Genomic DNA, 26719 nt, shown 5'->3' on the forward strand with positions numbered 1-26719 from the left:
TTATTTTTGAATCTTCAGTATGCCATCGATATTTGCAATATCGCCATCACCCTGTTTGTAATTGGTTATGTCCAATGAAGACCATTGCCAACTACCGTCTTTTTTCTGACAATATGCCGTTAACGTAACGGCAATATTTTGCGTGGTTTGTTTGTAGGAACCGCCGGGTACAAAGCCTGCGGTTGGAAGGGGAGCGTTTTCCGGTTGCAGGGCACCATCCCAGTTTACAAGGCCACCTGATAGGTCAGTAATATTGAATCCTGCAGCAACCCAGGTTTGATCTCTACGCTGGGCTTTACCATAAAGGTTAGAATTGATCTGTGAGGCCGTTTTTTGATAGCTTCCATTAGGAATGAATTTAGACATAAAAAGTTCCTATATTTGAATGAGTTAAAGCATACATTCTTTAGAATAAATAATTTAATATATATTCAAAGAATAGATTTCCGGTGTAATAAAATAACTACCGACTTAAAACCATAATATGATGCTAATCATTTCTCTGTATTGCTTTCATTTTTCTAAAAAACAAACACAATCAACGGAATAGTATTCTATTTCAAAAACCAAGCGAGCTAATTAATTACAGTTAATTATTTTCAACGCTAAGTTGTTATAATAAAAATTTAATTGAAAAATAACCTAACTTAATGATTAGGTTAAGTTATCTATTAGGCACAACTGGGAGAGATTTATTTTACATAAAGAGTAGGCGTCATGAAAAACTTTGTCAAAAATATATATTTTTTATTATACGCCTAATTATTTTAAATTGATGTGTAAGTATCCCGCTTAACCGGACCATTCACATTTAGAGATCTTCCGGCATACTGAATATGTCTCTGGAGGAGATTGCCATGCGCAAAGCACGATTCACCGAACACCAGATCATCGCCGTTCTGAAGCCCGTCGAAGCCGGCGCACTGTTAAAGACGTCTGCCGCGAGGCCGAGATCTCTGAGGCCTCGTACTACAACTGGAAAGTGAAGTTCGGCGGCATGGAAGCCTCTGATATCAAAAAGATGAAGGACCTTGAGGATGAAAACCGCCGGCTGAAACAGATGTTTGCGGACCTGAGTCTCGAGTGCCGCGCCCTGAAAGACGTTATTGAAAAAAAGCTTTAAAACCAGCGATAAAGCGTGAGCTGGTCAGCTATCTGACCGCGCAGTTTGCCATGAGTTTACGTCAGGCATGCAGGACATTGTCGCTGAGCAGGACGGTATTTCGTTATCAGCCGGATACGCGACGTGATGAGCCAGTCATTATGGCGCTGACCGTGGCGGCTGAACGCTATCCACGATACGGATTTAAAAAGCTTTTTCAGGTGCTGCGCAGGCAGGGCAATATCTGGAACCATAAGCGCGTGCACCGGATTTACTGCCTGCTGAAACTGAATTTTCGCCGTAAGGGAAAACAGCGCTTGCCGGTGCGTAACCCGGCTCCGCTGGCGACGCCAGAGCTGGTCCATCGATTTTATGCACGATGCGCTGGTGTGCGGCAAACGCTTCCGGACCTTCAACGTGGTGGATGATTTTAACCGGGAAGCGCTGGCGACAGAGCGCTGGCTGGCTGAATATAACAGCGAGCGCCCTCATGAATCCCTGAATCACCTGACGCCGGAAGAATACCGGCTGATGGCTGAAACCCCGGAAATCTCAAAAAGTGCGTGGAACTAAAACGGGTGCGCTTACACTGATGCCCTTGGTATCGCCGCCAATGTTGTGCCTTTCTTCCTTAAGCCAGCAAGAATGGCGACCCGCTGTCACATGACATTCGCATAGAAATGAGCATACACACTCAATTCAATTCCCTGGTTCCATACCCTACGACCACCTTTCCGGCAGCAAGGCTTTTTGTTACCACGGTTCCCGCGCCGACTTTTACGTTATCACCTACTGTAATGTCGCCTAGCAGAATGGCATTGGCACCAAGCTCCACCTGATTACCCAGCACCGGGCTTTTGGTGACATGACCTTCACGGTTTATCACGCTACCAATGGTGACCCCCTGCCGTAATGTACAGTTCGCCCCGATGATTACATCGGAATTCACCACAATACAGTGCGGATGATATATTTTCAGCCCAAAACCGATTTGAGTTCTGTGCGGAATTTCCACACAGAACAGCCACTCATTAATCACTTTATTCAGGACAACAAAAGGAACGCTGATAATTTTCAGCAGCGCGTTTGATGACTGGTAAATGGTTGAAAGGCGAAACAGCAGTATGACTAGTTTAGCTTTAATACTGCCTGCCGCTTTTATTTCACACCATACATGGCCGATATTTTTCAGCATATGAATATCTATTCTTAATTCCGTGCTCAGCGCACCGTTACCGTGGAAATTCGATACCAACCGTCGGCCTGCTTGCCCTCGTTGGCGAGATTAATTCGCGATACTCCCTTTGCATCCAGCATCGCCATTTCAATATTATACTGCCCGGCTGGCAGCGATTCCGGCATCGTCAATTGATAGACGAAGGTATGCTGCCCTAGCAACCAGGTGCGGATGTCATCAGCCGTTTTTCCCATACTCACTACGGTGTTGGCATCATTCACCACCCGATAGGCCACATCATATTTCAGATAAATGGGCGCTACGCCGTCGTTAAACCACTGCTGGTTTAACGTCAGGCTCTGCCCTTGTGCCAGTTCAGACTCATGAGTTAACGAGGCCAGGCGGAAACGATAGCCGAGTTTGGTCAACGCGTTATCCACAATGTCCCGATATTCCGTCGGCACGCTGCGCGATTTCAGATTAATCGTGCTGGCGTGCTGTGCCAACGCCCAGTCAAAGGCCACCTGCACTTGCGCACGAGTATAGTGCTGCACGCTCTGCCACTCCGACATATGACCACAGATTTCCAGACTCACCGGCGCACGTTGCCACGCAGAACTAAAATTGGGATAAAGCCCCTCCGCGTTTTGCAGCCGCTGCGGGTAATCATCTTGCATGTGGCTCCATGTAGTCGAAAAATTATGCCAGTCTCCCCAGCAGTCCGCGCGCCATCCAGCACCTTGCTTCACTGCGTTGGCCAACGTGTCGCCGCCGTTAATGAGCATAATTTTTGGGCTGTTGGGAAACGCGGCAAAATACATTTCCACGTACTTATCCAACTGAGCTGATGTGTAGCGTTCAAGCAGCGGCGTAATGGTCGGGAAATTGGTGTTGTGCCACTCGCCCCATGACCCCACCAACCCAATATCGATATAAGCCAAATTCGAATTACCGTCATAGCGCTGCCCAAAAGCATTAAGCAAACGCTGGCTGTATTCGATAAACACCGGGTCGCCCAGATCCGGCACAAAGGTTTTTTTGTCCGGCGTCCATTCACCCTTGATGCCTTTTTGGATCAGCCAGTCAGGAATCTTTGAACCACTGGCAGGCTCATCAAGCGCCATAAAGCGCAACCCCACGTTCATCGGCGGTTGATGCTGGCTAGCCAGTTCGAAAATAGCGTCCACGGCTTGAAAATTATATTGGCCTTCTACCGGTTCGAGTTCATTCCAGTACAAGCGATCGTATTCAATGCCGGTGTTGGGATAATCAGCCAGCGATAACGTTGTACCATTACCCTTGTTAAAGCTGGCGACGCCAGTACCTGGGTTCGTTAGCGGGCCACTTAGCCCTCTGGGAGTGACGGTCGTCATCACGCCATCGGCCACACCCAATACAGAAAATAGCAAACCTCCTACAGCGATAATTTTACAATGCACTTATGACTCCTTATTTCCACATCAGCAGAAACCGGAGGTCAGTGATCCTTCAGGCTGAGCCACCAATCCCAAATTCCTAAGTGGAAATGTGGGAAAATATCAATACCCAAGGCAGACTTAATCATGTAAAGCATCAATAGCGCCGCAAGCATGCAGGACAAGCCAGTAAACAGAATCAACACAGTCAGCAGTATGCGAAACAGCGTTGACTCTTTGCGTGGACGCTTGCGGTGATCCAGACCGAACAAAAAAACGAAGTAATAGCGCTTGTTCAAAAAAGGGAAACTCTTACGCACGTCGACCCAATGCATTGAAGATGCCGTAATCGACATCACCGCCTGCTCAACGGCCAGCCGCTGTTCCGAGGTCAGCTCTGTATCGGTTTTTCCATCAAGGGCTTCATAGAAGCGCTCAATGACTAACGGGCGTTTATTCGATTCATTCACTATTAACCTATTGATTTATTTACTGCGGTGTAAACGGTCATCGTTTTTTCCGCGATGTGTTGCCAATTATACCTTTGTAAATATTCAGAGTAATCAACAGATAACGATTTAGAGCGCAACGTGATTTTTTCGGATAAATCAGCCACATCTCCTACATTGAAATACGTTTCTGGCGCTAATTTCACCTCCAGATTGGCTGGAATATTGCTGACCACGACAGGCAATGAGAATGACATGGCCTCCAGCAACGCAATGGGTAACCCTTCATGATATGACGACATCACAAAGAGTTTAGCCTGTGAGAAAACAGTTTGTAGTTCCTGGCCGGTTAAAAATCCGGTCAGGATCACATTCGGGGTTTCATGGGCTAACTGTTTTAATCGCATGCTATACGCAGTGGGATGATCGGCATCGCCAACCAAAACCAGTGGCATCGTGACGCCCGATTGCCGATAGGCCGCGATAAGATCATGCAGGCCTTTTTCCTCCACGAAGCGGCCAACCGCAACCAAATAGTGTTGTGGCTGAAGAGAAAAACGCACCAATGTTTGATGGATAACGTCCGCAGTAAGTCGCTGGGGTAGATTCACACCGTTATAGATAAGATGGGCATCATTGCGGCCATATTTCTGCTTGATCATATTATTAATCACTTCGGAGATCACAATCACTTCATTGGCATATTTCACGGCAACCTTTTCACCCAGCAATAAAACTTTCTTTGCCAGGAATCCCCATTTATGGCGGTCATAGTCTGGGCCATGATGAGTAAAAACCACTTTTTTACCCAGCAAACGCAAAAGCGGCACCACCAGACCTGGACCAATAGCGTGAACATGCACCACCGTGGACTGATCAAAGCAGGTGATAAATGCCGCCAGCACCGAATGAACGATAGCCTCTAATGAACGTTTTTTCGGCGACAGTAAAGCGCGAGTCATCACGCCTTGATATTGTGATTTTTTATAATTCACATAAGGTGAACGTGCGAGAACGCAAATATCCACGTCGAATTGCTGTTTAATCGTCGGATATAAATTTTGGCAATGTGTTTCCACACCACCCAACACGTTTGGAATACCACGTGTTCCCAGAACGGTAATTTTCGTAGTCATATTATTTTTCGATTACTATTTCCCGATAAAGCGCCAATAGCGATTCTGTGTGTTTACGTAATGAATATTTTTCGCGAAGACGTTGGCGCGCATTTAATCCCATTTCTCTGGCTTTTTGCGGATTCAACGCCAAGTCATCCAGCACATCGGCTAATGCCTGCACATTGCCGGGTTCGAATAAAATGCCGTCTATCTTATCGCGAATTTGTTCAGGTATACCGCCAATACGCCCGCCTACGACCGGTTTAGCGAATGCCATCGACTCCAGTACCGACATTGAACAGTTTTCATAGTATTCGGAAGGAACCACCACCGCGCGTGCGTATTTAATCAGCCGGTTAAGTTCTTCGCCCTGCTGTTTGTAACCCAGAAATTCCGCATGCGGAAATTGCGCGACCAAATCGTTATACAGCGGCCCGCTGCCCGCAATTTTTAACGGAATTTTATTCCGCATTTGCTGATGCGCCCTGGCAAGCGTAGCAACGCCTTTCTCCCGACTCAGGCGACCAATAAACAGCAAATAACCGTCGTCTTTAACATCCTCCACCGGCAGGCTGTCATTAATACCGTTAACAATCACGTCAATACGAACATTCGGCAGCTTGCGCATTAATTGGTTACGCAGAAATTCGCTGGGTGAAACGATCACATCCAGCGCCTGATAATTTTTGGCAATATTCTGCCAGGCACCTTCTAACGAAAGCAGCAGACTTTTCGATGCAGAACCTTGCTGGCACCGATATTTAAAAGCGTTAAATACCGAACCGGTTAAACACGCGTCACAGACTTTGCCATCGCGCAGCATGGTGTACGAAGGGCAGATAATCTTGTAGTCATGAGCCGTTAACACGGTTTTACACCCAAATTGACGGGCAATTTTAATCAACGACGGCGTGAGCTGGTGGTAGATATTGTGAAAATGAACAATATCCGGTTTTTCTTTACGCAATAACACCAGCAATTTCTTACATGCCTCAGCATTATGAATAAAGTTAACCGCGGTTTTAATTGCCCCAATCGCGCTGCTGTTTTGATGATAATCCACATTACCGACAAAATAGGGTGCATAGTCTGACGGGAAGTTATTTTCATGCTGCATAGAGAAAGCGATAACGTCAACGCCAGCCTTTTTCAACATATCAATCTCTTGAAAATAAACCGTTTCAGCGCCGCCCTTGATATAGAAAAATTTATTGACCAATAAAACTTTCATCATACCTGCCTATTCATGAATAACCTTGCTGCTTGGTGGTGTCATAGGGTCGCGCACAGGTCTGGTTAACCCTTTTATCAATCCCGCAGAAAACACAGCCAGGTTCATCACACTCTGTCCCCCGTTCAGCAGTGAATGGTTCTTAATCGTTTTTAATGCCACAAAAGCGAGTAACGGCAGCAACGCGATGCCAATAACAGCGGCGTTAAACGTCAATAAACTCATCAACAGCACCAGCAAATAAACCGCAAAAACTGCCTCGTTTTTAACGATATGCAATGCCTCACGGAAATAAGGCATCCCCCATGCGCTGCGTAAAAGCTCGCCCGGAGCCCAGAGAAAACCGTTCCGCCAACGATATTGCAGCATTTTATATGTTGGCATGGTGTACGACGTGTGACGGAAATAAGGCACATTAAGTCGATGTAATTTATAGTGGGCATAGCGCAGGCGAATGCCTAATTCAGCCTCTTCATAACCATGCAAGCTGCGGTTGGTGAGATAACCTATTTTTTCAATTGCCGAGCGGCGGTATAACCCCCCACCGCCTAAATGGCCGCAGTCGCCCAACGGATATATTTTATGAAGGCGCTGTTTACGTGATGTAAACTCATAGTTCGCCGCGCCATCCATCTCTACCGTTCCAGCCACGCCGGCGTAATCAGGGTGTGCGGTTAAAAATGCGATGCCCTGCTCAATAAAGCCATCTTCCAGCTCCATATCGCCGTCCATTAGCAGTAAATAATCCCCTTGACTGTACAGGTAACCAAGCTGATGCCCCACACCGCAGCAGCGTTCGGACGGTTCAGTCAGCGACACCACGGTAACGCCTTTGGCGCTGGCAAGCTGCTGCGTGTTGTCGGTTGATAAGCTATCGGCAACAATGATTTTATGGGGGTAATCCACAATATGGCGACGAATGCTGTCGATGGTTTTTTCGATGCATTCCGCCTCATTGAATGTCTTAATACTCACTGAAATAAAAGGTTTATCACTCATACAGTTTTCCGATATAACGGCGGACAGAATGGCGAATCACCAGACTTGAGCCCAGGGATAAATAAAATAGAAATTGCAGCATGGGAATAATCATCAGGATCTGGCTATAAGGCAGACTCAACAGGCACCCAACCGCAAAAACGTTAAAGGCCGGAGAAAAACTCAGCAGTTGCAGATCCTGCTGGTCTAATTTATTACGATCTAGTCCCGGCTTTGGCTGCGTAATGATTAAGATATAAATAATTAACCCGATGAAAAATAGCGTTCCAACCACGCCGACTTCCCATAGCAGTACACTTAATGAAGTTGAATCAATGATCAGGTTATAGATGATATTCAAAAAGCCGGGAGAGACAGCGCTGCCGCTATTTGTCGCATTTAATCCATAGCCAAACAACGTGCCGGAGATCCCCCACATATCGTGATTTTTCAGCCAGAAAAATAGCGTAGTAAGACGCCCAAGTTCCCCGGATTCCATAATGTAGCTGGTATCAAAAATATAATTCAATGAATCCAGAAATACGCTCATCGCGCTTTTCGTCGGATCGCCACCAAACGCCGAGGAGTAACCCGAGGCCAAAATGGTAATCGCCACGGTAATCAGCAACGCCATGCCGGTGAAAATCAGCAAAATCGCTTTCAGGTTTACGCTATTCATGCCTTTGATGTAGCTCGGCATTAACCAAACCCAGGCCAGTAATAACGGTGAAATCAGGATCACAAATTTCACTTCCCCCAGGATACACAAGCTAAATCCCAAAACGATATGCAGCGCCGTGGATTTAAATGACGTCAGACCATGTTTAAATTCCGAGACTTTCAGCAGCATAATCAACAGGCAGAACAACCCCATCGCCGCAGTATTTCCCCCGCCCATCGGGTCGCCGCCGAAAGTGCCGACTACCGAGTCCCATTTTTCGTCTTCTCCCCGCAATGCTACCCGCCGCGGCAAAACAAACAACACCTGATAAATCACCACCGGGAACTGCGCGTAGAACACCCAATACAAACTGCGGGTCACGCGATAAATCTGTGATTCGCGGCAAAATCCCAGCAGCAGGCAAAACATCATCAGCGACAATGCAACCTCGTTTTTAAACCCAACGATAGTGACGGTTATTCCGCCCTGTAACAGGGTAGATAATCCCGCCATCGCCAGAAAAGAGAGGTAAAGCGTGAGAACCATCAATTCCTGCGTATCCAACTGCAATCTATCGTAGCGAGTCTGCATAATCAGCAACCCCACCATGTTCAGCGCCAAAATAAAGGGTAACCACAGCACCGCCAGCAAACCGGTGAAATACTGCGTCAGTCCGCAGAATACCAGCGTGATAACAACATAAACCTGTAGGTAAAGCCCGGTATTCAAGATCATGGTTCTGTCATCATATTTTTCAACCTATTAGCACGTTTATTTACTTTGAGATAAATAAACGCGTAGCGTACAAACGTCAGAACAGAAAAAAGAATTATTGATGTGGCATAGTGATTATAAAAATAAGGTAAAATCACAAATGCGATTAATACCACACTCAATTGTTCTAATTGAATACGCAAAAAATAGCGATGAGATCCAAATATTAGTTCAATCACCGTCAGCGGACACACCGCCAGTGCCGGAAATAAATAAGGCAACATATAGCGAGAGGTTGGAATGGAGTTAATCCACTCCTCGCTAAAAAATAGATGCATCACCAACGGATAGAAAATAAACACGCCTAGCGTGCAGACCACCCCCGACATCAATAATACCAGACGAATTTTTTTGAACTCATCATAGTTAAAACGTTTGTTTCTGAAATCGGCAGACCAGGTTGAAAAAATAGAATGACGCACCGCATTACCGATGATCACCACCGGAGACAAACAAAAACGGCTCACCACCGAGAAATACCCCGCCGTCAACGCGGAAAACCAAAAGTTAATCAGCATAATCGGTAAATTGCTATTAACCATCGCCAACACTTCGGCGCTGCCAACGCGGGTGAGATGATGAGCATGTTGATGAAAGAAAGCTCTATTACGTTGCGGACTAAAATGTCCAAACGTAACGGTGCGAATATTGAACGAGAACAGAATACAGCCGCTAATCAGCACCATCATGGCGCAGGCCCAGGACCAATAAAACGCGGTGGTATGTGAAGTGAACACCAGCGAAAGCACGACCACCACCGAGACAGCGAGTCGCTGAAAGGCCAGAAAACGGTAGTTACCCTCGCGCAGCGACAAATTCTCCGAGATCAGCACCAGCGCATAGGACAGCGTGAGCAGATAGAGAAAGAACACATTTCGCTGAAACAGCCATGCGGTCAACATCGCATAGGGCACCGCGGTAAGCAGGCTTTGCAGTGTGCTGAACACCACACTCTGCGCCAGTTCACTGTCTTGCTGTTTCGGAATCAGCAGTTGCGATGCAAAGGTACAGACCTGCGCCCCCACCAACACGATGCTGTAACTCAGCGCGTAGATCCCCACCTCGGCCATGTTGTATTTATGCGAAATCAGCCAGATAGACAGCGCGCCAATTAGCTGTGAAACCACCGATGAACCCGCAATGGTAGAAACGCTTTTTAGTAAACTCATCTTTTTAATAAACTCACAGGTGACCAGTACTGTCGATTAGCGCATTCATACGATGGTTCAGGGAACGTATCCCCTCTTTGGTTTCGAGGTTTTTATCCGCAACCCGATTCATTACCGCGCCAATCAGCACCGCGCGGTGCTGATTAACTTTCTCAATGGCATTAAGCACATCACCCGTACGCCACTCGCCGGCTTTCAGCACAAAAACCACCCCGTCTATTACCCGGCTAATGAGTTGACTATCCTGCGTTTGATTCACTGCGGCCACATCAACGATTATTCGCTGATAGCGAGTTCTCAGCTCTGCCATCAACGTCACGACATGTTCGGACGACAGCATCAGTAAAGAAGACATCAAGGCATTGCCACGCGGCAGGAAGCTCAAATTTTCACTGATTGTCACCAGTGCGGCATCCAACGGTGATTGCCCTTGCAGCAGTTCTGCCACACCGATAGCGGAAGGGGGCGCCAGGTCTTGCGTCAGCCCGTCGTCGTTAAAAAAATCCAGGTCGATAAGCAGCGTTTTTTGGTCAGCGCTGAAAGATGTCGCCAGCAAATGCGCCAGCAACGATCGCCCTTCGCCATGCTCTGCCGAGTTGATGGCAATGGCCTGGCAGGATGGATGCGATAACAAAATGTGGGTTCGCATGCTGTGGACAATATCAACGTACAGCGGCGCTTTGGTTATCAAACGCACAACCTGTGAGCGCTTCACACCACTGGCGAAGATGCGAATTTCCCCCACCGGCGACACATTCAGGCGCTTTTTCATCTGGCTGATACTGTTGATTGAATTATCCAGCGCAGCTCTCACGATGAAGTAAACCACCGAGAAAATCAGGGTTAGCATGACCACCATAACCAGCAGCATCGCTTTATTAGGTTTCGACGGGTGGTCCGCCGGTACGGCAGGGTCGTAAAGTATCGCGTCCGGCTCTAAATAGTTACCTGCCAGCGTCTGCTCTTTGGTGCGCTGATAGAGCGCCTTATACAGCTCTTTTGTTTTATCCAGCGCAGTGGTCAGGTTGTTGTATTCATCACGTTTAGACGCCAGCGTTTGGAAATCCGCTTTCTGTTGCTCCAGCAGTTGCTGATAATATTTTTCATCCCTCAACGCCGCCTGATACTGCTTATTCAGCCCCGCTTCCAGTTCGAGTAACACGGTGTGGGTCTGCTCTTCAATCGCCTGAACCTGGGCTTCGGCTTCTAAAATTTTGGTATGCTTCAGCCCGTAGCGTTTCCGTAACTCGTATAAAGAACGCCGAGCCTGAATCAGCGCAATGCGCAAATCCTGAATTTGGGCATGATTAGAAATATCAGGCAGAGAAATGATGTTTTCCAGCGACGTACCCACATTCAAACGCACGCTGTTGTAGTTCGTTTCAGCCCTGATGCGACGTTGGGTGGCATCCGCTAACTTGGTGGTGACGATCCCCAGTTGTTCAGTTTCGAAGCCATCCACGCCGCGGAAAGTCAGCAGCCCTTCTTTCTTCAGAAATTGGTCGATGACGGCCTGTTGCTCGACGACTTGCTGCCACACCTCTTCCATCTGTTTTTGGTTCAATGTTTTGGCTTTCAGTGTCTTGAGGTGCTTTTGCCTAGCCGTATAGTCAATAAATGCCTGCGCCGCGCCGTTAGCGATGTCGGCCGCCAGTTCAGGAGACGCCGATTCGTATGAGATAGTGGCAAGGTGCGTGGTGCGAACGCCAGTGATAGTGAGGTTTGCCACTATCGAATCCAGTGCGTGATCGACCCGCTGTTGCGCATCGCCACGGTTATCCGCGTTTTTGTCTGTACCGCCGTTAAACGCTGGGTTTTGGTCCAGCTTGATGTCCCGCACGGCTTGTTCCAGCACAATACGTGACTGCATCAAGGCATACTGGGTTTCGTAATAGCCGCTACGGGTGGAATCATAACCATCGACCTGCGGTAAAGGCGAAACGTTATCCTGCTGTGCTTTAAGCAGTACCGTTGCGGTCGACACATATTTGGGCGTGATCATGCTAATCAGCGGGTAAGCCACTACCGCCACAACCAGGCCGGCCAGTATGATCTTCCAGCCGTTCTGTTTGATTTCTTGGGCAAATCTGGAGAAATCGATGATGCTTTCCAATTTTCTGCCATTTTCCACGATAGATAGACTCATGGTCAGAAAAAGCTCATACCGACAATCACGGTATCGCCAGGATGAACGACACGTCTTACATCAACATTTTCAATCAGTTGATTGCTATTCGATAGACGAATACCTACATCCTTGCGGTCTGCGCGATCGGTAAATCCGCCGGCCAGCGCCAGCGCTTTTTCAACGGTTAAGCCCGGCTCGTAGGCATACCCGTTCGGTTTCTCGACTTCACCAGTGATATAGAATTTCCGGAACTCGGCGATGCTGACCGTCACCATCGGATTTTGCAGATAGTCGCCGCGTAGGCGATTAGCCAACTCCTCGCCTACCTGCTCTGGCGTTTTCCCTTTCAACACCAGTCGACCAATGTAGGGGAAGGTAATCGCGCCGCTTTTATCCAGCATGAACTTCATCGTCATCTCCGGCTCGCCGTACACCAGAATATTGACAGCATCGCCTTCATCTAACGGATAACCGATGGTTTCACTTTCAGGTTTGTCCATTTGCCGCTGGCTCGGCGGGGAGCATCCCGCTAGCCAGACGCTGAGGCACAGGAAAATGCACAGTTTTATTATTTTCACGTTAGATCTGTACCTTAGCCGTAAACATAATCAGAGAGTTATCACGGCCCAACATTCTGACGACCTGGCGATCGTCGTTAGGGCCAATAAAGAAAGAATCGCTATCTTGATTGGAACGTAGCGTGTTCAGTTGATACTTTAATTCAACGTTAATAGAGGGCCTGAAGTTATAACTCATGGCGAAAGTGAACACCCTGTTTCTGTCTTTACGATCTCGCGGGTAATTCTTGTAAACGTCCGTCAGGTATGAATAGTCAAACGTGGTGGAGAAACGATCGACAAGCCAAAAGTGCTGATAAGAGATGCCGTATTTAGAAACCAGGATATAGCCGCCGATTTCTGACGGGTCTTTGATATGCTGCGATGTATGTACGGTAAAAATGGATTGTTTAAGTGGTTTCCACTCCGTCTGAATATCCCAGTTTATCCCGCTAAAATCCCTGGCGTTCGGGTTATTATCGAATGTCTTGTAGAGCCAGGACACATTGGCATCAATACCGGTTTTTCCCGTAAGCTGCGATTTAATGCCGTATTCCAGATAATATTCATCACTATCTTTTTGCGAATCGATTTCATAACGCCGCTGATTACCAATAAAACGGTAGCGAAAGCGCGTTGCCGACGAGTATTGGTCAGATAATTCGGCGATCAAACCGTTCTCGTGCCATTCCTGCCCAAGAACATAGTTATAAAAATCAATATCGGCATTTTTAATATCCTCAGAGCCGCCTAACCGCAGTTTTCTAAACAGCAGCGCGACGTCGGCTTTACCGCGCCCTTTCAGCGCGCCATAGCTATAACGCAATTCACTGTTGAAAAGTGCGGTACCCAACGGCGAATGAATACCGAAATCGCTGAACTGTTGTGGTCGAAAACCTTCGGTAATACCGCGCCCACGCATTTCGTGCCCAAGCGCCTCCTCAAGACTGAGCGTTAATCCATGCCTCAACCCGTAGCGCCATGCGCCATTAAAGCGAAAGAAATGGTCGGTGTAATTATCCGCCGGATCGCTGTCGTAACGACGATAATCACCGGAATACATCAACAGATATTGATCCTGATAGCGCGCGCCAATGGCCTTAATCATTGGCCTGACGCTCTGAAAATGAGAACTCACCGCGTCCCGATCGTCAGCCTGATAGGTCACGTTATTCTCATGCCCATAGTCCAGCCCCACCTGGCTTTGAAAATCAATACCGGCGATGCCGATATGCGATTTCGGCATCAGGTCAGCCCAGGATGGGAGGGGGATTATCATTCCAGCGGCGATGATCCATTCAGTACGCATTTTCACCGATAAAGCCTTTGAAAATGGTTCTAAAGATAATTTTGATATCCAACCAAAGGGACCAACTCTGAATATAGGCAATATCGTAGTGAACCCGTTTTTCCATTTTATCGAGGGTATCTACTTCGCCGCGATAACCATTAACCTGCGCCAAGCCTGAAATTCCAGGCTTCACTTTATGGCGAATCATGTAATTCTCGACTAGCTGGCGATACTGCTCGTTATGCACGACGGCATGAGGACGCGGGCCAATAATCGACATCGTCCCTTGCAATACATTGAAAAATTGCGGCAGTTCATCCAGCGAAGTCCGGCGTAAAAATGCGCCAAAACGCGTAACACGCGGATCGTTTTTAGTCGCCTGCGTCACGACGCCGGCGTTTTCCATCACGTGCATCGAGCGGAATTTCCACACTTTGATTTTATTGCCGCTCAGGCCGTAACGATCCTGCTTGAATAACACCGGCCCCCGTGACGTCAGTTTGATACCAATAGCAATCACCAGCAGCAATGGCGAAATCATCAGCGTAATAACACCACCAATCACTAAATCCTCAACGCGCTTAATCACCGAGCCAATACCATCAAACGGCGATCTGAAAATACTGATGGTCTGAATGTTATTGATGGAGCGAAACTGCGATACGTATGAGCTGTAGGAATAAAGATCGGGAATGATGTAGGTATCTACCGTCGTATCGGACATCATCGACAGAAAATAACGAATGCGTTGTAGCGCAACCATCGGCAGCGCAATATAAATTTCATCCACTTTTCCCGCTTTAGCATCTTCAACCAGCTTACTCACTTTACCTTTAAATTGGCTCTTAAACAGATAGCCACAACGGGATGGGCTACGATCATCGTAAAAAGCCAATTCTAACTGCATGTTGGCATACTCTTTAAGCAATGCTTTTTCCGCCGCTAACCCGCCGGGCGTTAATCCCACAATAGCAATTCGGATCCGTTTTTTAGTCGTAAATTTAAACGTAATTAAACGCGTGATATAGAGGCTAAATAGCGAAAGAATATACCAATACAGCGTTGCGGAAAAATAGATATTATCGAATTGATGCAATAGACCCAGCGAGTACAGCGTACCGGCATAACTCCTGACTAACTCCACAAAGATGACCGAAAATAATGCGGAACCCCACAGTCTTCGCTGCCCACCGGCCTGCATATTTTTAAGGCCATGATGATATAGACCAGTATATTCCCCAATAAGTAAAAAAGAGGTTGAGAATAGCAGACTAATCATAATGACATCATCGAAAGCGCCCATCATAAATAGACTGGCGCTGACTATTAATGTTAAATTGATTGATAAAAAGTCCATCAATTTAATAACAAAAAAATCATTTCCATAGGAAATATTTATCCGGTTAGTAGACACTTTTTTATCTTAATCCATTAAGTTTTTTATTATTGGCATTTCTCCGTGACGGATAATACATCACATAAAAAAATTTTAGAATAACAATCAGAGCAATCTTAAAGAAAATTTTGGCAAAAAACACAAACTGCTAGTACCCACAATCATAATAATTAATGTATAAGATATAATTTTCCATGTTATTAATTTCTATAAATATTTATTTTATCATTATTTAAATTTAAATATTTTTATTCGATAATTATTCCAGTGTAGTGGATAATGTATGAAATTTCGCCGTTCAGACAAGTCTGCTCCTCTGTTTCTTGATTCAATAAGTTGACGTAAAGATCTTTTCCTATGCGTTTTGATTTATCCCTTCGTATCGGGGAATGTGTGGGTCAGATTGCGAGTCATCCAGTTCGACGAACGGGAGTGACCCGTTAGCACCCAAACGTATAAAGATTGCCCTTCACTGACCGATATCTTTATTGTTTTGATGAGAAGCGATGCTCGATACGGATCCACCGTATTCATCCAACGCTTTAAAAAATAGTGCCAGAAGGAAATTCAGGTATGATCAACCAGGTTGGAACCCCCTATAGCACCAGCACACAGGCCGCAGATACCCAGCGCGCGGCAACCCAGTCTGCCACTGCGGATAGCGTGACCGTAAACGCCGACAGCCAGACCAAACAAGAGGTGGTGTTTTCCTCTCTGGCGCAGCAATTAAGCGACAGCGCAAACCGTGCTGATGCCGAGTATGCGAGCCTCAGCAGAAAAGAACTCGGCGAAAAAGCCACCACGCTGCTCAAAAAAATCACTGGGCCAGATTATGACGCTAACCGGGCGATTAATAACGCTGAAGTGCCCGATTCTTCCGATACTGAACGTTTGGGCAGGGCAGCAGATGCCACAAAATTTGTTAATGGTTCCGGAAAGAATCCGTTTGCCGGCCTTTCACGCGATCAGCTTGCTTTAATTACCTATGACGACAGTGGACTCTATACCACCAACGAAAGAAGAGCGGCATGGGAAGAGTCATACGATCAGGAATATGCATGGCGCAAAGAGGTGGTCGCCAAAGCGATGGCGGAATACAACAGCAGCGGGAAACTGACCGGTTTCTTTAGCGAGGTGCTGGACCACTATAAGACACTACCGGCTATCGAGCAGGCACAATATCCGGAGAACTATGAAGCGAAATTGCAGAAATGGATTGATCTCGATTACAACTACTTTACCAATACCGTAGAAGGTAAAGGATCGCCAGACGATATTCTCTCGCTGCAAGAAAGCCTGAATATATTGCAGTAATAGTCTGGATGGTTCGCTGTTGAAGTTTGGTTATGGGGAAAAATATGCCGTTGTTGATCAAACCAACGGCATTACAGCTATATAGCCATAAGATTGATGATATCGCAAAAAATATTCAGGTTTTGAACCCCGATAAAAAATGACATATCGTTACATTACGATAATGACAATGGTGAGATGTAATTAACTCAGTAACGTTATCCAGCCACTGGGGATATCAGTAAAAAACGTGGCTTCCTGTGTGGCAGTCCGTGTGTCAAACCTCCTCAGAAGCCTGGCTGGTTTCCCGCAGCGTTCCCGGTGCATGGCCCACGATGCGTTTAAATGCGCGGCTGAACGCCGCCAGCGATCCGTAACCCAGACGTAGCGCCACCGTTTCAATCGGCTGATGTTCATGACGGATGTACTGAACAGCTAAGCGCATACGCAGCTCGCTGAGATATTTTACGGGCGTAGTCCCGGTTGCGGAGAGAAAGCGTTCGGCAAAAACGGAACGGGAGGTGCCCGCTTCTTTTGCCAGTTCCGCGACACTCCAGTTGACGCCCGGATTCTGATGCATCGCATAAATCGCCCGGCTCAGCCTCGGGTCACGCAATACCTGCACCCAGCCCGTTGCTTTACCACAGCCTGCTTCAACCCATCCACGCACGATGAGCGCCGCAACCACATCGGCCAGTCGCGCCAGAATGCCGGCAAATCCTACCTGGCGTGTCATCGACTCACGTTCCATGGCCGCAAGAATCGGATGGATTTCCGGCCAGGTCGACATCAGGCGGCTCACCATCATGACTTCCGGCATCGCTTTGATCAGCGGCTGCATTCCACCCAGCTCAAAATCCATGCACCCACTGAAGATCACCGTGTTTTCGGTGTCTGGGCAGGGTTCGCAGTCAATCGCACACACCGAATTGCAAATCGGTTCGCTGGGAAATGCAGATACCGGCGTAACGTCAGCTTTTTCGTCAGAGAGCAGCGCGTGCGAATTCCCGTTGGGGATAAACAGCGCGTCCCCGCTTTTTAGCACAAACGTCGCGCCACTCTCCATACGCAGCAGCGCCGCACCCTGGCTGACAAAATGAAACTGCGCCTTGCCAGGCACGTAGTGGAACGCCACACCAAAAGGAGAGTGGGTTTCAATTCGGCGATAGGTCACCCCGGAAAGACGCATCCCACGCAGAAGTTCGCTGATCAAATCGGGTGACTGAACGGTCATGACAACAACTCCGGACGAATAATCAATAAGTGAAGAGTATATGTCATAGATCGTCCATGTGGAACGCTCTATGCTTCGTGACGGTTGTCACATTTTTCTAACGAGAGAGTAACAGATGAATTCATGTATAGCGGCAAGTGAGGCCATCGCGCCCACCAAACCCGCCTGGCGAGCCGTTTATTCACTGGGACTGGGGGTATTTGGCCTGATTACGGCTGAGTTTCTACCAGCCAGTTTATTAACGCCGATGGCAGCAAGTCTAGGCGTCACGGAGGGAATGGCAGGCCAGGCGGTGACTGCGACGGCGCTGGTCGCACTGGTGACCGGATTGCTCATCACATCGGCAACCAAAAGCATCGACCGCCGTTGGGTGTTGATGTTTTTCTCGGTGCTGCAAATCATCTCCAGCCTGCTGGTGGCGTTTGCTCCCAATCTGCATGTGCTGCTATTCGGGCGCTTACTGCTGGGGATTGCCATTGGCGGGTTCTGGGCTATGTCCACCGCCACGGCGATGCGTCTTGTGCCCAAGGATAAAGTGCCTAAAGCGCTGGCAGTGATCTTCTCCAGCGTCTCGATTGCCACCGTCGTTGCCGCGCCGCTTGGCAGCTATCTGGGGAGTTTGATTGGCTGGCGAAACGTCTTTATTCTCTGCATTCTGCCGAGTGTTGTGGCGCTGTTTTGGCAGCTGTGGGTGTTGCCATCGATGAAGCCGGAAAGCAGCGGTAGCCTGGGAACACTGCTTCGCGTGCTGCGCCGTCCGGGCATGATCGGCGGGCTGCTGGCAACTGTGCTGATCTTCAGCGGACATTTCGCGTTCTTTACCTACCTGCGCCCGTTTCTGGAAACCGTCGGGCAGGCAAGCGTCGAAAATATTTCCCTGATTTTACTCGGCTTTGGCCTCGCCAATTTTGTCGGTACTTCGATTGCCGGTTATCTACTGGCGCGAAACTTACGCCTGACGCTGGCACTTGTGCCCTTTGTGATGGGCGTTCTGGCACTGACCATGGCGGCCTTTGGACATCTGGCGATACTGGATGGTCTGCTGGTGGCAATGTGGGGATTTGCGTTTGGCCTGGTTCCCGTAGGCTGGTCAACCTGGCTTGCAACCACCGTACCGGACGAAGCCGAAAGCGCGGGCGGTTTACTGGTGGCATCGATCCAGTTTGCGATCGGGGCTGGCGCAGCGGGTGGCGGGGTGATATTTGACCTCAACGGAGCCAGCGGTGTGTTTGCTGGCAGCGGATTATTGCTGGTATCCGCAATGGTGATTGTTTTTGCAGGCGTGCGAGTTCGCGCACAATAACACGCTATGCCACACCCAGCGCGGGTGTGGCATTTGTCACTGCCCCTTCTTTTGAACTATTAGCGCCACCTAATCGACCAGACGATTCGAGAATCCTCGATAGGAAATCGACCTTTCCCCTACCCAGCTATAAATCTTCCAGCAGATTTTTGGAAAGCTGTCGCAGCATATTCAGATCTTCATCGTTCATACGCATAGAGCAACGCATCTGATTTGGCAGGTCGACGATCCGTTCTTTCAACGCAAGCGCCTTGTCAGTCAGCACCACTTTTTTCATCCGCTCATCACCCGCAACCGCAACCCGGTTTAAAAATTCCTTGGCTTCCAGCTTCTGGACAAGCGGCGTCAGCGTGCCTGAATCAAACAGCGTTTTCTCACTCAGTTCTTTGAGCAGGATATTGTCCTGATCGTACAGGGACAGAAGGACGACAAACTGCGGGTAGGTCAGATCGAATTCTTTCAGCAGCGGCCGATACTGACGGATCAGTGCATTAGCGACCGAATACAGAGAGAAGCACAGCAATTCACCCAGGGTACTGTTTTCTTTCATTTTAAATACTCCGTTACTCACAAGCTTAAAAAAAATTATAAATAACGTTTGACCAAAAGTAACTTGTGCGCAAGTATTGTTTGCGCGATTCAATCGCGTGATTATAAAAGGTACCCCGATTGAACCTACCAACCTCACGATTTTAAAAAGGGCCAACATCATGAAAACTGTCTCCACCATCCTGACTTCTGCCGTGTTCGCATCTATGACATCCGTCGCTTCTGCGCAGCCGATCAATGCCCCAGCACCGACCGCGGGGGTACAGGCGTTTCTTGATGTCCTGAATTCCGGTAAGGGCAAACCGATAGAGCAGATGACTCCGCAGGAAGCGCGTCAGGTTCTGATCGGCGCACAACAGGGCGTGAAACTGCCAGCCGCACAGGTGTCTGAAAAAACCATCCAGGTGAACGGTCAGGCTATTAAGCTGAAAATCGTGAAGCCGGAAAATGCATCCGGTACGTTGCCGGTGTTCATGTTTTTCCATGGCGGCGGCTGGGTGTTAGGTGATTTCCCCACTCACGAGCGTTTAATCCGCGATCTGGTCAGGGCGTCTGGTGCAGCAGCGGTGTACGTGGATTACACCCCGTCTCCTGAAGCACGCTTCCCTGTAGCCATCAATCAGGCTTATGAGGCGACGCAGTGGGTGGCCGAGCACGGTCAGGAAATTGGTGTGGACGGTAGTCGTCTGGCGCTGGTCGGTAACAGCGTCGGTGGCAATATGGTCGCGTCTGTTGCCCTACAGGCTAAACAGTTCGGCGGGCCGAAAATTCGTTATAACGTCATGCTGTGGCCAGTAACGGATGCGAACTTCGATAACGCGTCCTACAACCAGTACGAAAAGGGCTATTTCCTGACGAAAAATATGATGAAGTGGTTCTGGGATAACTACACGACCCGTGCGGCAGACCGTAACAACATTCTTGCCTCCCCACTGCGTGCCAGTACTGAACAGTTGAAGGGCTTCCCGCAAACATTGATTCAGACGGCAGAACTGGACGTACTGCGCGATGAAGGCGAAGCGTTCGGGCGTAAGCTGGATGCCGCAGGCGTACCCGTGACCGTGACTCGCTACAACGGCATGATCCATGATTACGGCCTGCTGAATCCGCTGAGCGAAGAGCCGACCGTCATCACCGCGCTGGAGCAGGCAGGTGCAGAGTTGCAAAAACATCTGAAATAACGGCTTGATATAGCAACGGTTCCAAATGATAAAAGCCCTGACTATATTAGCCAGGGCTTTTAAGGTACTGCAGATTTAAGATTTAACATTCATTGACTTAATAACATTTTACTACTATTGGTACTGCTTCAAATGTACACGTTTATAACAGAGAATATTGGGTACTAAAATGAGCTAAACCTCCCTATATTTACTGATTTAAACAGTCTGCCAACCTTATCACCATTCAAAGATATGGCAGGTTAACAAGTACATCCCCCATCGCGATATAGACTCTTTGATGCGTGGCCTTACTCCCGTTGCGATATCTTTCACTCACTAAACCGATAACTAATCGCAACCAATCAAAACAAAATCATGGCCTTACATCATCGCGCTTTCGCCCCATTTTTGCGATTGTCGGTACTGACTACGTGGCCTTAAAGCATCATCGATGTGAGAGTATGCATTTTTCTCAACATCGACTCCCCATACAAAAATATTTCGTGACCTGTATCGCAAAATACTTATTAAAGAACATATTCGATGTCTTTAACATCACAGCAGACTGAAACTTTACTGCTGTAATTCCAATCTACGGATTTTAAAAACGGTGTCAATACTGTTTTTAATAACATGATTTTAATAACATGGCTTTAATAACAGTAGTCATTAGAAAGCCATGAGAAAAACACAGAGAAATAGAGCACTTGCAATATTCACCTCTGCGGCGCCGCGTTTAATTTAATCTCAACGACCGTATGACCAGTGGTTATTTTCTTTGTACCAACGATGATTAATCCACTTAACGTCAGAATATTTTCCATATCTTTCAACGTTCTGTATCGCGTGCCATCCTGGCAGATGACGGATTGAAAAAGCGCATTCATCAATAACCTTGGTGAGGTTTCCTCATGCTCTAGCAAAGGTTCGATAATTAGTAGCGTTGAGTGCCCAATTGATTGCGCGATGGCTTTTAATATTTTCAGGCAGAATTCGTCGTTCCAGTTATGCAATATATTTTTAAGCAGATAAATATTATAACCAGAAGGAATAGCCTCAAAGAAACTGCCGGGAGTGAAAACCATTCTTTCTTTCAATTCAGGATAGTGCTGTGCGACACGCTTTTCGCTTCTGGTACAGACACCGGTCATGTCGAAAAGACACCCCGTTAAATGATGATACTGCTTTATAAGCTCAGTCAGAATAACGCCGCTACCGCCGCCAATATCAACAACGCTGCCAGCCGTTTTAAAAAGAGACGCATATTCTTTAGCCAGCACATATCCCACCGGGCGAGATAAATCCCGCATAGCAAGATCGTAAATGTCTGCTCGTGATGCGGAGTGCGCCAGATGCTCATATAATGTCAGCCCAAAGACCTGCTTAAAACCCGACTCCCCCGTACGACTCGTATGCAATAGCCCATCAAATCCCTGATAGTATTCATTGCCGAACAGCATACAGAAATGCTTCATTGAACTGATGTTATCCGACATCAGCAACGCAGAACGTGCATTATTTTTAATAATACTTTCATTTTTCACTTCAAAAAAGCCAAAGACCTCAAGCACCTTGATGATGTCAAAAATGTTCTTTTCACTAGCCTGACATTTCTTTGACAATTCAGCGATGGTTGTCCCCTGCTCCCCTATTTTATCTGCTATCCCTATTTCCGCTGCAACGCATAATGCTTTTGCGGCCAAAGGCATCATCATGATTTCTGAAATACTTTTAATATGCTCAGCGGAATTCATATATTTCCCTTTATTCTCTGATTTCATAGCGAGGATGAGTTTACGATCTAGCTCGTCATTGATGACGGTACGCAAAGTATGCGGAAATGAGGCTAAAAACATATCATCCGTTTGGCCGAACGGTAATCAGCCATCTACCATCCGGCCAGAATAAATAAGAAATTAAAGCGGCATGCTTAAAAGATATTTTGGCTTTAAAAATAGGATTGGTTATCGATGATTTAAAATAACGATGACTGGAAAATGCGGCCACCAATATGGCGCGCGGCATCGATACACGCCTCTGGCGTTCCCAACTCCGGCATCAGTAGCATTTCAGACGTCAATACTGAAGCGCCGCAGTAGTCAAAAATCCCGTGATCGATCTGTGCATGAAAAGCATCCGCATAGCCACGCTTTTCAAATGTTCTCTGATTAGCGGCACCCAGCGCCACAAGATGCACCGGTAAATGTCCCAGTTTCTTTATCACATTCCCATCGGCAGTTTCTTCATAGGCCCAGCCGTTTGAAAACACGCGGTCGATCCACCCTTTCAACAGCCCCGGCATGGACCACCAGTAAATCGGGAACACCAGCACCAGCGCATCTGCGTGATCAATACGCAATTGCTCAGCAACGACGTCAGCCGGTGTTACTCCGGTACGCTGAAAAGCCGCCATATCTGACACAGAAAACACCGGGTTAAAGCCTTCCTGTGCAAGATCTGCGATTTCAAACGTATTTTCTGGGTTTGCCCCAGCGATCCCTTGCGCAATCGCGGTAGCGACACTGTGCGTTAGTGAGGTATGAACAGGATGAGAAACGACAAGTAATGCATGCATTCCGGGTACTCCCTATTGCTATAGAACGATGTCAGCGATAATCTAATATACTAACAGTAACCTACTATTGGTAAGTTACTTTTGGTACATAAGAATGTCAACAGGATAATATTGCCAATGTCTAAACCACAGGCACGACAGCGTTTATCAAGAGAAGATCGCCATATACAGCTGATCAAAGCCGCCTGGCAGATTATTCGAGAGGAAGGTACTGAAGCGCTGACACTTGGGCATCTGGCGGAACAGGCAGGTGTAACGAAGCCGGTGGTTTACGATCACTTTACTAATCGATCGGGGCTGTTAGCTACACTTTATAAGGAATATGATGCTCGCCAGACGGCAATTATGGATGACATGATCCGTAAAACTGATCCCGTGCTCGATAAGCTGGCTGCGGTGATTGCCACCGCGTACATTGATTGCGTACTGCTTCAGGGCCGTGAAATGCCTAATGTTATGGCGGCGCTCACCGGAACCCCCGAGCTTGAACAAATCAGGCAGGAGTACGATGCTACCTTCACGGAAAAATGCCGCGATCTCTTTGCTCCATTCTGCGCAGGTAAACCTCTTCATGATGCCGCGCTGCGGGCCATGCTCGGTTCCGCCGAAGGATTATCTTATGCCGCCGTTAAAGGGATTATTACGGAACAACAGGCTAAAGATGAACTGTTCCACGTGATTATTTCTATGGTGCAACGGTGTAGCGCGGGACAGTAAAACTCCCGTCCCCTATTAGGGATAGGCGTGAAGGGTCAGCACGCCATCCTGACCATTTTACTAACCTGTACTCAGAATGATTCAGCAAAGCTTATTGAGCTGTGCCGATAAATCACACCATTCCCTCCGCTATTTCCCCTAGTCCCTTTTAATAATTTACAAACCAGAGTACCAGTTCTATGTTTTTTAAGCGGTCATTGTTATTTTCAGTTTCGTAGCACGAATATGATTTTATACACCAACTATTATATACCTCAAGATATAAGGAATGTTCGTATGCCTAATGATGCATTAATAAATGCGATAGTTGCTAATACTAAGCTTATGGAAGTCGATCATTGTACCGGAGTTTCCACAACAATGAGTTGTGCTGTTTATGGCAAGACGCAGGATGACTCAGGCAGTGGCAATGTGATTGAAAATAACAAAGACATGCAGAAAAAAATTAATATTGCCCTAGACTTCCCCAGTACCGATTCAAAGACCTCAGTGTGGCATTTCCTTGTTGGGCCGACCGTGCACCACTTCGTCGTCATTCCCTGGTATCAAGACAGAATATCACAAGAGCCCGTCTATACCGTCTTTATGGCATATGAAAATGAATATTCCGTTGAAAAATATGTAAAACATACCGCACCAGCACCTTCGGGCGCTAAGGGTTACAAAAAAATATGGACAAAAAGCGATCTAAGCAAGATGTTTTCAGATCTATTGACAAGCGATACCGCATGGAAAGAATATTTTGGCCCAACCGGCAAGCCTAAAGCCCAAAAAATAACATACTGGAAATACAAGGTAATTCCCTTAGATACGGCAATCACTAATGTAAATAATTATAGCTAGCAAAAAAAACCAAATACTTTAATAAAAATAGAGATTATCGCCAGTATCGTACTGGCGATAATATTTTAATTAATACACTAAAAAATAAAACCCAACGATTAGAGCAAATTTTGAAGATACAATGGATGATTGCCATTTTATTTTTTTCATATTTTCGCTCTTAAAATATCCGGAGAGGTAGTTTTTATATGCCCCAAAAACGATAAAAAAACATCAAGACCGTTTATTATTTTTTTATAACAACCGCTATCCATTCATTCTCAAAAACGTATCCTCATCCCTGAGTCAGACCATCTCAGGGCTGGCGCTTACGCTGTCCAATACCGTGCCAATACGCAGGCCAGTGACTTTCCTCGGCATAGTTATTGATCACGGCGGCGATCGCCACCAGCACAATGCTCCCCAATAGAACGGGTGTGACTAAGAACTCAAATCCCACGGCGCTTTTCCCTGCCAGAATGATCACCAGCGGGTTGGCACCTGCTGGTGGGTGAACCGCGCGAAAATACTGCATCAGCATTATCGCTACGCCAACAGACAGTGACAGCACAACGAGAGTGTCGCCGAACCCATACAAAGCAATCAGACCCACGGCTGACGTAATGAAATGTCCTCCAATCACGTTCCTTGGCTGCGCGAATGGCGATGCTGACGCAGCAAATAAAATGACGCAGGTTGCCCCGAAGGGGGCCATCAACCAAGGTACACCGCTGGACTGCCCCAAATAGCTTAGGATCAGAATCCCTATGCTCCCACCCACTAACCCTTTCATTAGCTGGATAAATGTTGGCTTTGGTGGCAAAGCACCGCCCCCTCTGAGTCTCTTCATGGCCATCCCCGATAAAAAAACATGGTGTTATGAAATTGCTGTGCTAGATTAAGTGTACAGATCTGTACACAATCAAGCGAAGAGTACAGATCTGTCCACGTAAAAACAACCCATCATTGATGAAGAAAAACGATGAAAGAGATCATGGGCAAGAGAGAGCACATTTTAGATATCGCGGAAGCGCTGTTTAATGAATTTGGCTATACCGCCGTTGGCGTTGATTTAATTAGAGATAAGGCGGGTGTCTCTAAAACATCCATGTATCGCCATTTCGGCTCAAAGAATAAGTTGATTGAAGCCGTGCTGGCTCGCCGACATACACGCTTTGAGGAAGGGTTAGCCAGCGTGATATCTGGCGCTAACGACGCGGAAAGTCGTCTGGATGCCGTGATGGACTGGCATTTTTCCTGGTTCCGAACCGTCAACTTTAAGGGGTGTATGTTCATGCATGCGCTGGCTGAATTTAAAGGGCAAGACGAAGCCATTACAGCTCTGGCCCTGCGCCATAAAACCTGGATCAAGTCATTCTTGCTATCGATATTCACTGCCGAAGAACCAGAAAAAGAAGACAAAATCGAAGCTATCATGACGTTTATCGAAGGGATGATCGTGAGAGCGGAATTTACTGGCCTAACCCGCGGCGAGGATGTTTATCGCCGGCACGCGAGACAGTTAGCCTTCCCTCATCCTTCTCAGTAATCACTCGGTGTCTATCACACACCGGTAAAACAAACCGACGAACAAGCAGCCACTATTAACTTTATCTC

At 47.3% G+C, this 26719-nt stretch carries 24 protein-coding genes and 1 pseudogene; 7 read left to right on the plus strand and 18 right to left on the minus strand.

The genetic code is table 11. From position 1 onward, the window contains the following. Positions 1-366 carry a cyanovirin containing protein gene (locus MYB54_RS17140; RefSeq protein WP_014914374.1) on the minus strand — a complete coding sequence of 122 codons (366 nt, stop codon included), beginning with the start codon at positions 364-366 and terminating at the stop codon, positions 1-3. A 491-nt stretch (positions 367-857) separates the two neighbouring features. Between MYB54_RS17140 and MYB54_RS17145 the strand changes: the two are divergent. Continuing rightward, positions 858-1675: pseudogene (locus MYB54_RS17145) on the plus strand (transposase). A 121-nt stretch (positions 1676-1796) separates the two neighbouring features. On the opposite strand, the gene MYB54_RS17150 reads toward MYB54_RS17145, so the two are convergent. Genes MYB54_RS17150 through MYB54_RS17205 form a run of 12 tightly spaced genes read right to left on the minus strand, consistent with a single transcriptional unit; the run spans position 1797 to position 15407 of the window. Then, positions 1797-2297 carry a serine acetyltransferase gene (locus tag MYB54_RS17150; protein WP_014914371.1) on the minus strand — a complete coding sequence of 167 codons (501 nt, stop codon included), beginning with the start codon at positions 2295-2297 and terminating at the stop codon, positions 1797-1799. Between the two features lie 26 nt (positions 2298-2323). Continuing rightward, positions 2324-3718: a DUF4832 domain-containing protein gene (locus tag MYB54_RS17155; RefSeq protein WP_248721098.1), complete on the minus strand. Its 1395-nt coding sequence runs from the start codon at positions 3716-3718 to the stop codon at positions 2324-2326. Positions 3719-3756: 38 nt separating this feature from the next. Beyond that, positions 3757-4164 carry a hypothetical protein gene (locus MYB54_RS17160; RefSeq protein ID WP_248721099.1) on the minus strand — a complete coding sequence of 136 codons (408 nt, stop codon included), beginning with the start codon at positions 4162-4164 and terminating at the stop codon, positions 3757-3759. Positions 4165-4166: 2 nt separating this feature from the next. Next, complete coding sequence (locus MYB54_RS17165) at positions 4167-5279, minus strand: glycosyltransferase family 4 protein (protein WP_014914368.1); 1113 nt, start codon at positions 5277-5279, stop codon at positions 4167-4169. A gap of 1 nt (position 5280) precedes the next feature. After that, the gene (locus MYB54_RS17170) at positions 5281-6492 is read right to left on the minus strand and encodes a glycosyltransferase family 4 protein (protein ID WP_104213407.1); all 1212 of its coding nucleotides are present in this window, start codon (positions 6490-6492) and stop codon (positions 5281-5283) included. A 9-nt stretch (positions 6493-6501) separates the two neighbouring features. Continuing rightward, complete coding sequence (locus MYB54_RS17175; protein ID WP_205594891.1) at positions 6502-7491, minus strand: glycosyltransferase family 2 protein; 990 nt, start codon at positions 7489-7491, stop codon at positions 6502-6504. Next, positions 7484-8866 (minus strand): capsular biosynthesis protein, encoded by a 1383-nt coding sequence (locus MYB54_RS17180; RefSeq protein ID WP_110163530.1) that lies wholly within the window; start codon positions 8864-8866, stop codon positions 7484-7486. The genes MYB54_RS17175 and MYB54_RS17180 overlap by 8 nt, the downstream gene beginning before the upstream one ends. Beyond that, positions 8863-10074: a lipopolysaccharide biosynthesis protein gene (locus MYB54_RS17185; RefSeq protein ID WP_205594892.1), complete on the minus strand. Its 1212-nt coding sequence runs from the start codon at positions 10072-10074 to the stop codon at positions 8863-8865. The genes MYB54_RS17180 and MYB54_RS17185 overlap by 4 nt, the downstream gene beginning before the upstream one ends. Positions 10075-10087: 13 nt before the next feature. Next, positions 10088-12220: a GumC family protein gene (locus tag MYB54_RS17190; RefSeq protein ID WP_248721100.1), complete on the minus strand. Its 2133-nt coding sequence runs from the start codon at positions 12218-12220 to the stop codon at positions 10088-10090. A gap of 2 nt (positions 12221-12222) precedes the next feature. Continuing rightward, on the minus strand, positions 12223-12780 hold the full coding sequence (locus tag MYB54_RS17195) for a polysaccharide biosynthesis/export family protein (RefSeq protein WP_039461812.1): 558 nt from the start codon (positions 12778-12780) through the stop codon (positions 12223-12225). A gap of 1 nt (position 12781) precedes the next feature. Continuing rightward, entirely contained in the window at positions 12782-14068 is a 1287-nt protein-coding gene (locus tag MYB54_RS17200) for an outer membrane beta-barrel protein (protein WP_248721983.1), read from the minus strand. Then, on the minus strand, positions 14058-15407 hold the full coding sequence (locus MYB54_RS17205) for an undecaprenyl-phosphate glucose phosphotransferase (protein ID WP_205594894.1): 1350 nt from the start codon (positions 15405-15407) through the stop codon (positions 14058-14060). Before MYB54_RS17205 ends, MYB54_RS17200 begins: the two co-directional genes overlap by 11 nt. A 612-nt stretch (positions 15408-16019) precedes the next feature. On the opposite strand from MYB54_RS17205, the gene MYB54_RS17210 reads away from it, so the two are divergent. Continuing rightward, positions 16020-16760: a hypothetical protein gene (locus MYB54_RS17210; protein WP_248721101.1), complete on the plus strand. Its 741-nt coding sequence runs from the start codon at positions 16020-16022 to the stop codon at positions 16758-16760. 256 nt (positions 16761-17016) lie between these two features. On the opposite strand, the gene MYB54_RS17215 is transcribed toward MYB54_RS17210, so the two are convergent. Beyond that, a complete protein-coding gene (locus MYB54_RS17215; protein WP_248721102.1) occupies positions 17017-17973 on the minus strand; it encodes an AraC family transcriptional regulator in 957 nt (318 codons plus the stop codon). 115 nt (positions 17974-18088) lie between these two features. On the opposite strand from MYB54_RS17215, the gene MYB54_RS17220 reads away from it, so the two are divergent. Then, positions 18089-19276, plus strand: coding sequence for an MFS transporter (locus MYB54_RS17220; protein WP_014914354.1), 1188 nt, complete (start codon positions 18089-18091; stop codon positions 19274-19276). 127 nt (positions 19277-19403) lie between these two features. Here the strand turns inward: MYB54_RS17220 and MYB54_RS17225 are convergent, their stop codons facing one another. After that, the gene (locus MYB54_RS17225; RefSeq protein ID WP_039283843.1) at positions 19404-19826 is read right to left on the minus strand and encodes a MarR family winged helix-turn-helix transcriptional regulator; all 423 of its coding nucleotides are present in this window, start codon (positions 19824-19826) and stop codon (positions 19404-19406) included. A 160-nt stretch (positions 19827-19986) separates the two neighbouring features. Here MYB54_RS17225 and MYB54_RS17230 point away from each other — a divergent pair, with 160 nt between their 5' ends. Further along, a complete protein-coding gene (locus tag MYB54_RS17230; RefSeq protein ID WP_180774385.1) occupies positions 19987-21006 on the plus strand; it encodes an alpha/beta hydrolase in 1020 nt (339 codons plus the stop codon). Between the two features lie 698 nt (positions 21007-21704). Here the strand turns inward: MYB54_RS17230 and MYB54_RS17235 are convergent. After that, a complete protein-coding gene (locus tag MYB54_RS17235; RefSeq protein ID WP_248721103.1) occupies positions 21705-22844 on the minus strand; it encodes a methyltransferase in 1140 nt (379 codons plus the stop codon). Between the two features lie 119 nt (positions 22845-22963). After that, positions 22964-23563, minus strand: a complete 600-nt coding sequence (locus MYB54_RS17240; RefSeq protein ID WP_014914350.1) for an NAD(P)H-dependent oxidoreductase — start codon at positions 23561-23563, stop codon at positions 22964-22966. A gap of 117 nt (positions 23564-23680) precedes the next feature. Between MYB54_RS17240 and MYB54_RS17245 the strand changes: the two genes are divergently transcribed. Then, a complete protein-coding gene (locus tag MYB54_RS17245; protein ID WP_205594898.1) occupies positions 23681-24280 on the plus strand; it encodes a TetR/AcrR family transcriptional regulator in 600 nt (199 codons plus the stop codon). 276 nt (positions 24281-24556) lie between these two features. Then, positions 24557-25123, plus strand: coding sequence for a hypothetical protein (locus MYB54_RS17250; RefSeq protein ID WP_014914348.1), 567 nt, complete (start codon positions 24557-24559; stop codon positions 25121-25123). A 295-nt stretch (positions 25124-25418) separates the two neighbouring features. Here MYB54_RS17250 and MYB54_RS17255 read toward each other — a convergent pair whose 3' ends face one another. Continuing rightward, entirely contained in the window at positions 25419-25952 is a 534-nt protein-coding gene (locus tag MYB54_RS17255) for an HPP family protein (RefSeq protein WP_039283836.1), read from the minus strand. Positions 25953-26084: 132 nt separating this feature from the next. Here MYB54_RS17255 and MYB54_RS17260 point away from each other — a divergent pair, with 132 nt between their 5' ends. Further along, on the plus strand, positions 26085-26651 hold the full coding sequence (locus tag MYB54_RS17260) for a TetR/AcrR family transcriptional regulator (protein WP_080163952.1): 567 nt from the start codon (positions 26085-26087) through the stop codon (positions 26649-26651). Positions 26652-26719 lie beyond the last annotated feature (68 nt).

Origin of the sequence: Pectobacterium nicotianae (genome assembly GCF_023272715.1) — a bacterium.
Lineage (GTDB): Bacteria > Pseudomonadota > Gammaproteobacteria > Enterobacterales > Enterobacteriaceae > Pectobacterium > Pectobacterium brasiliense.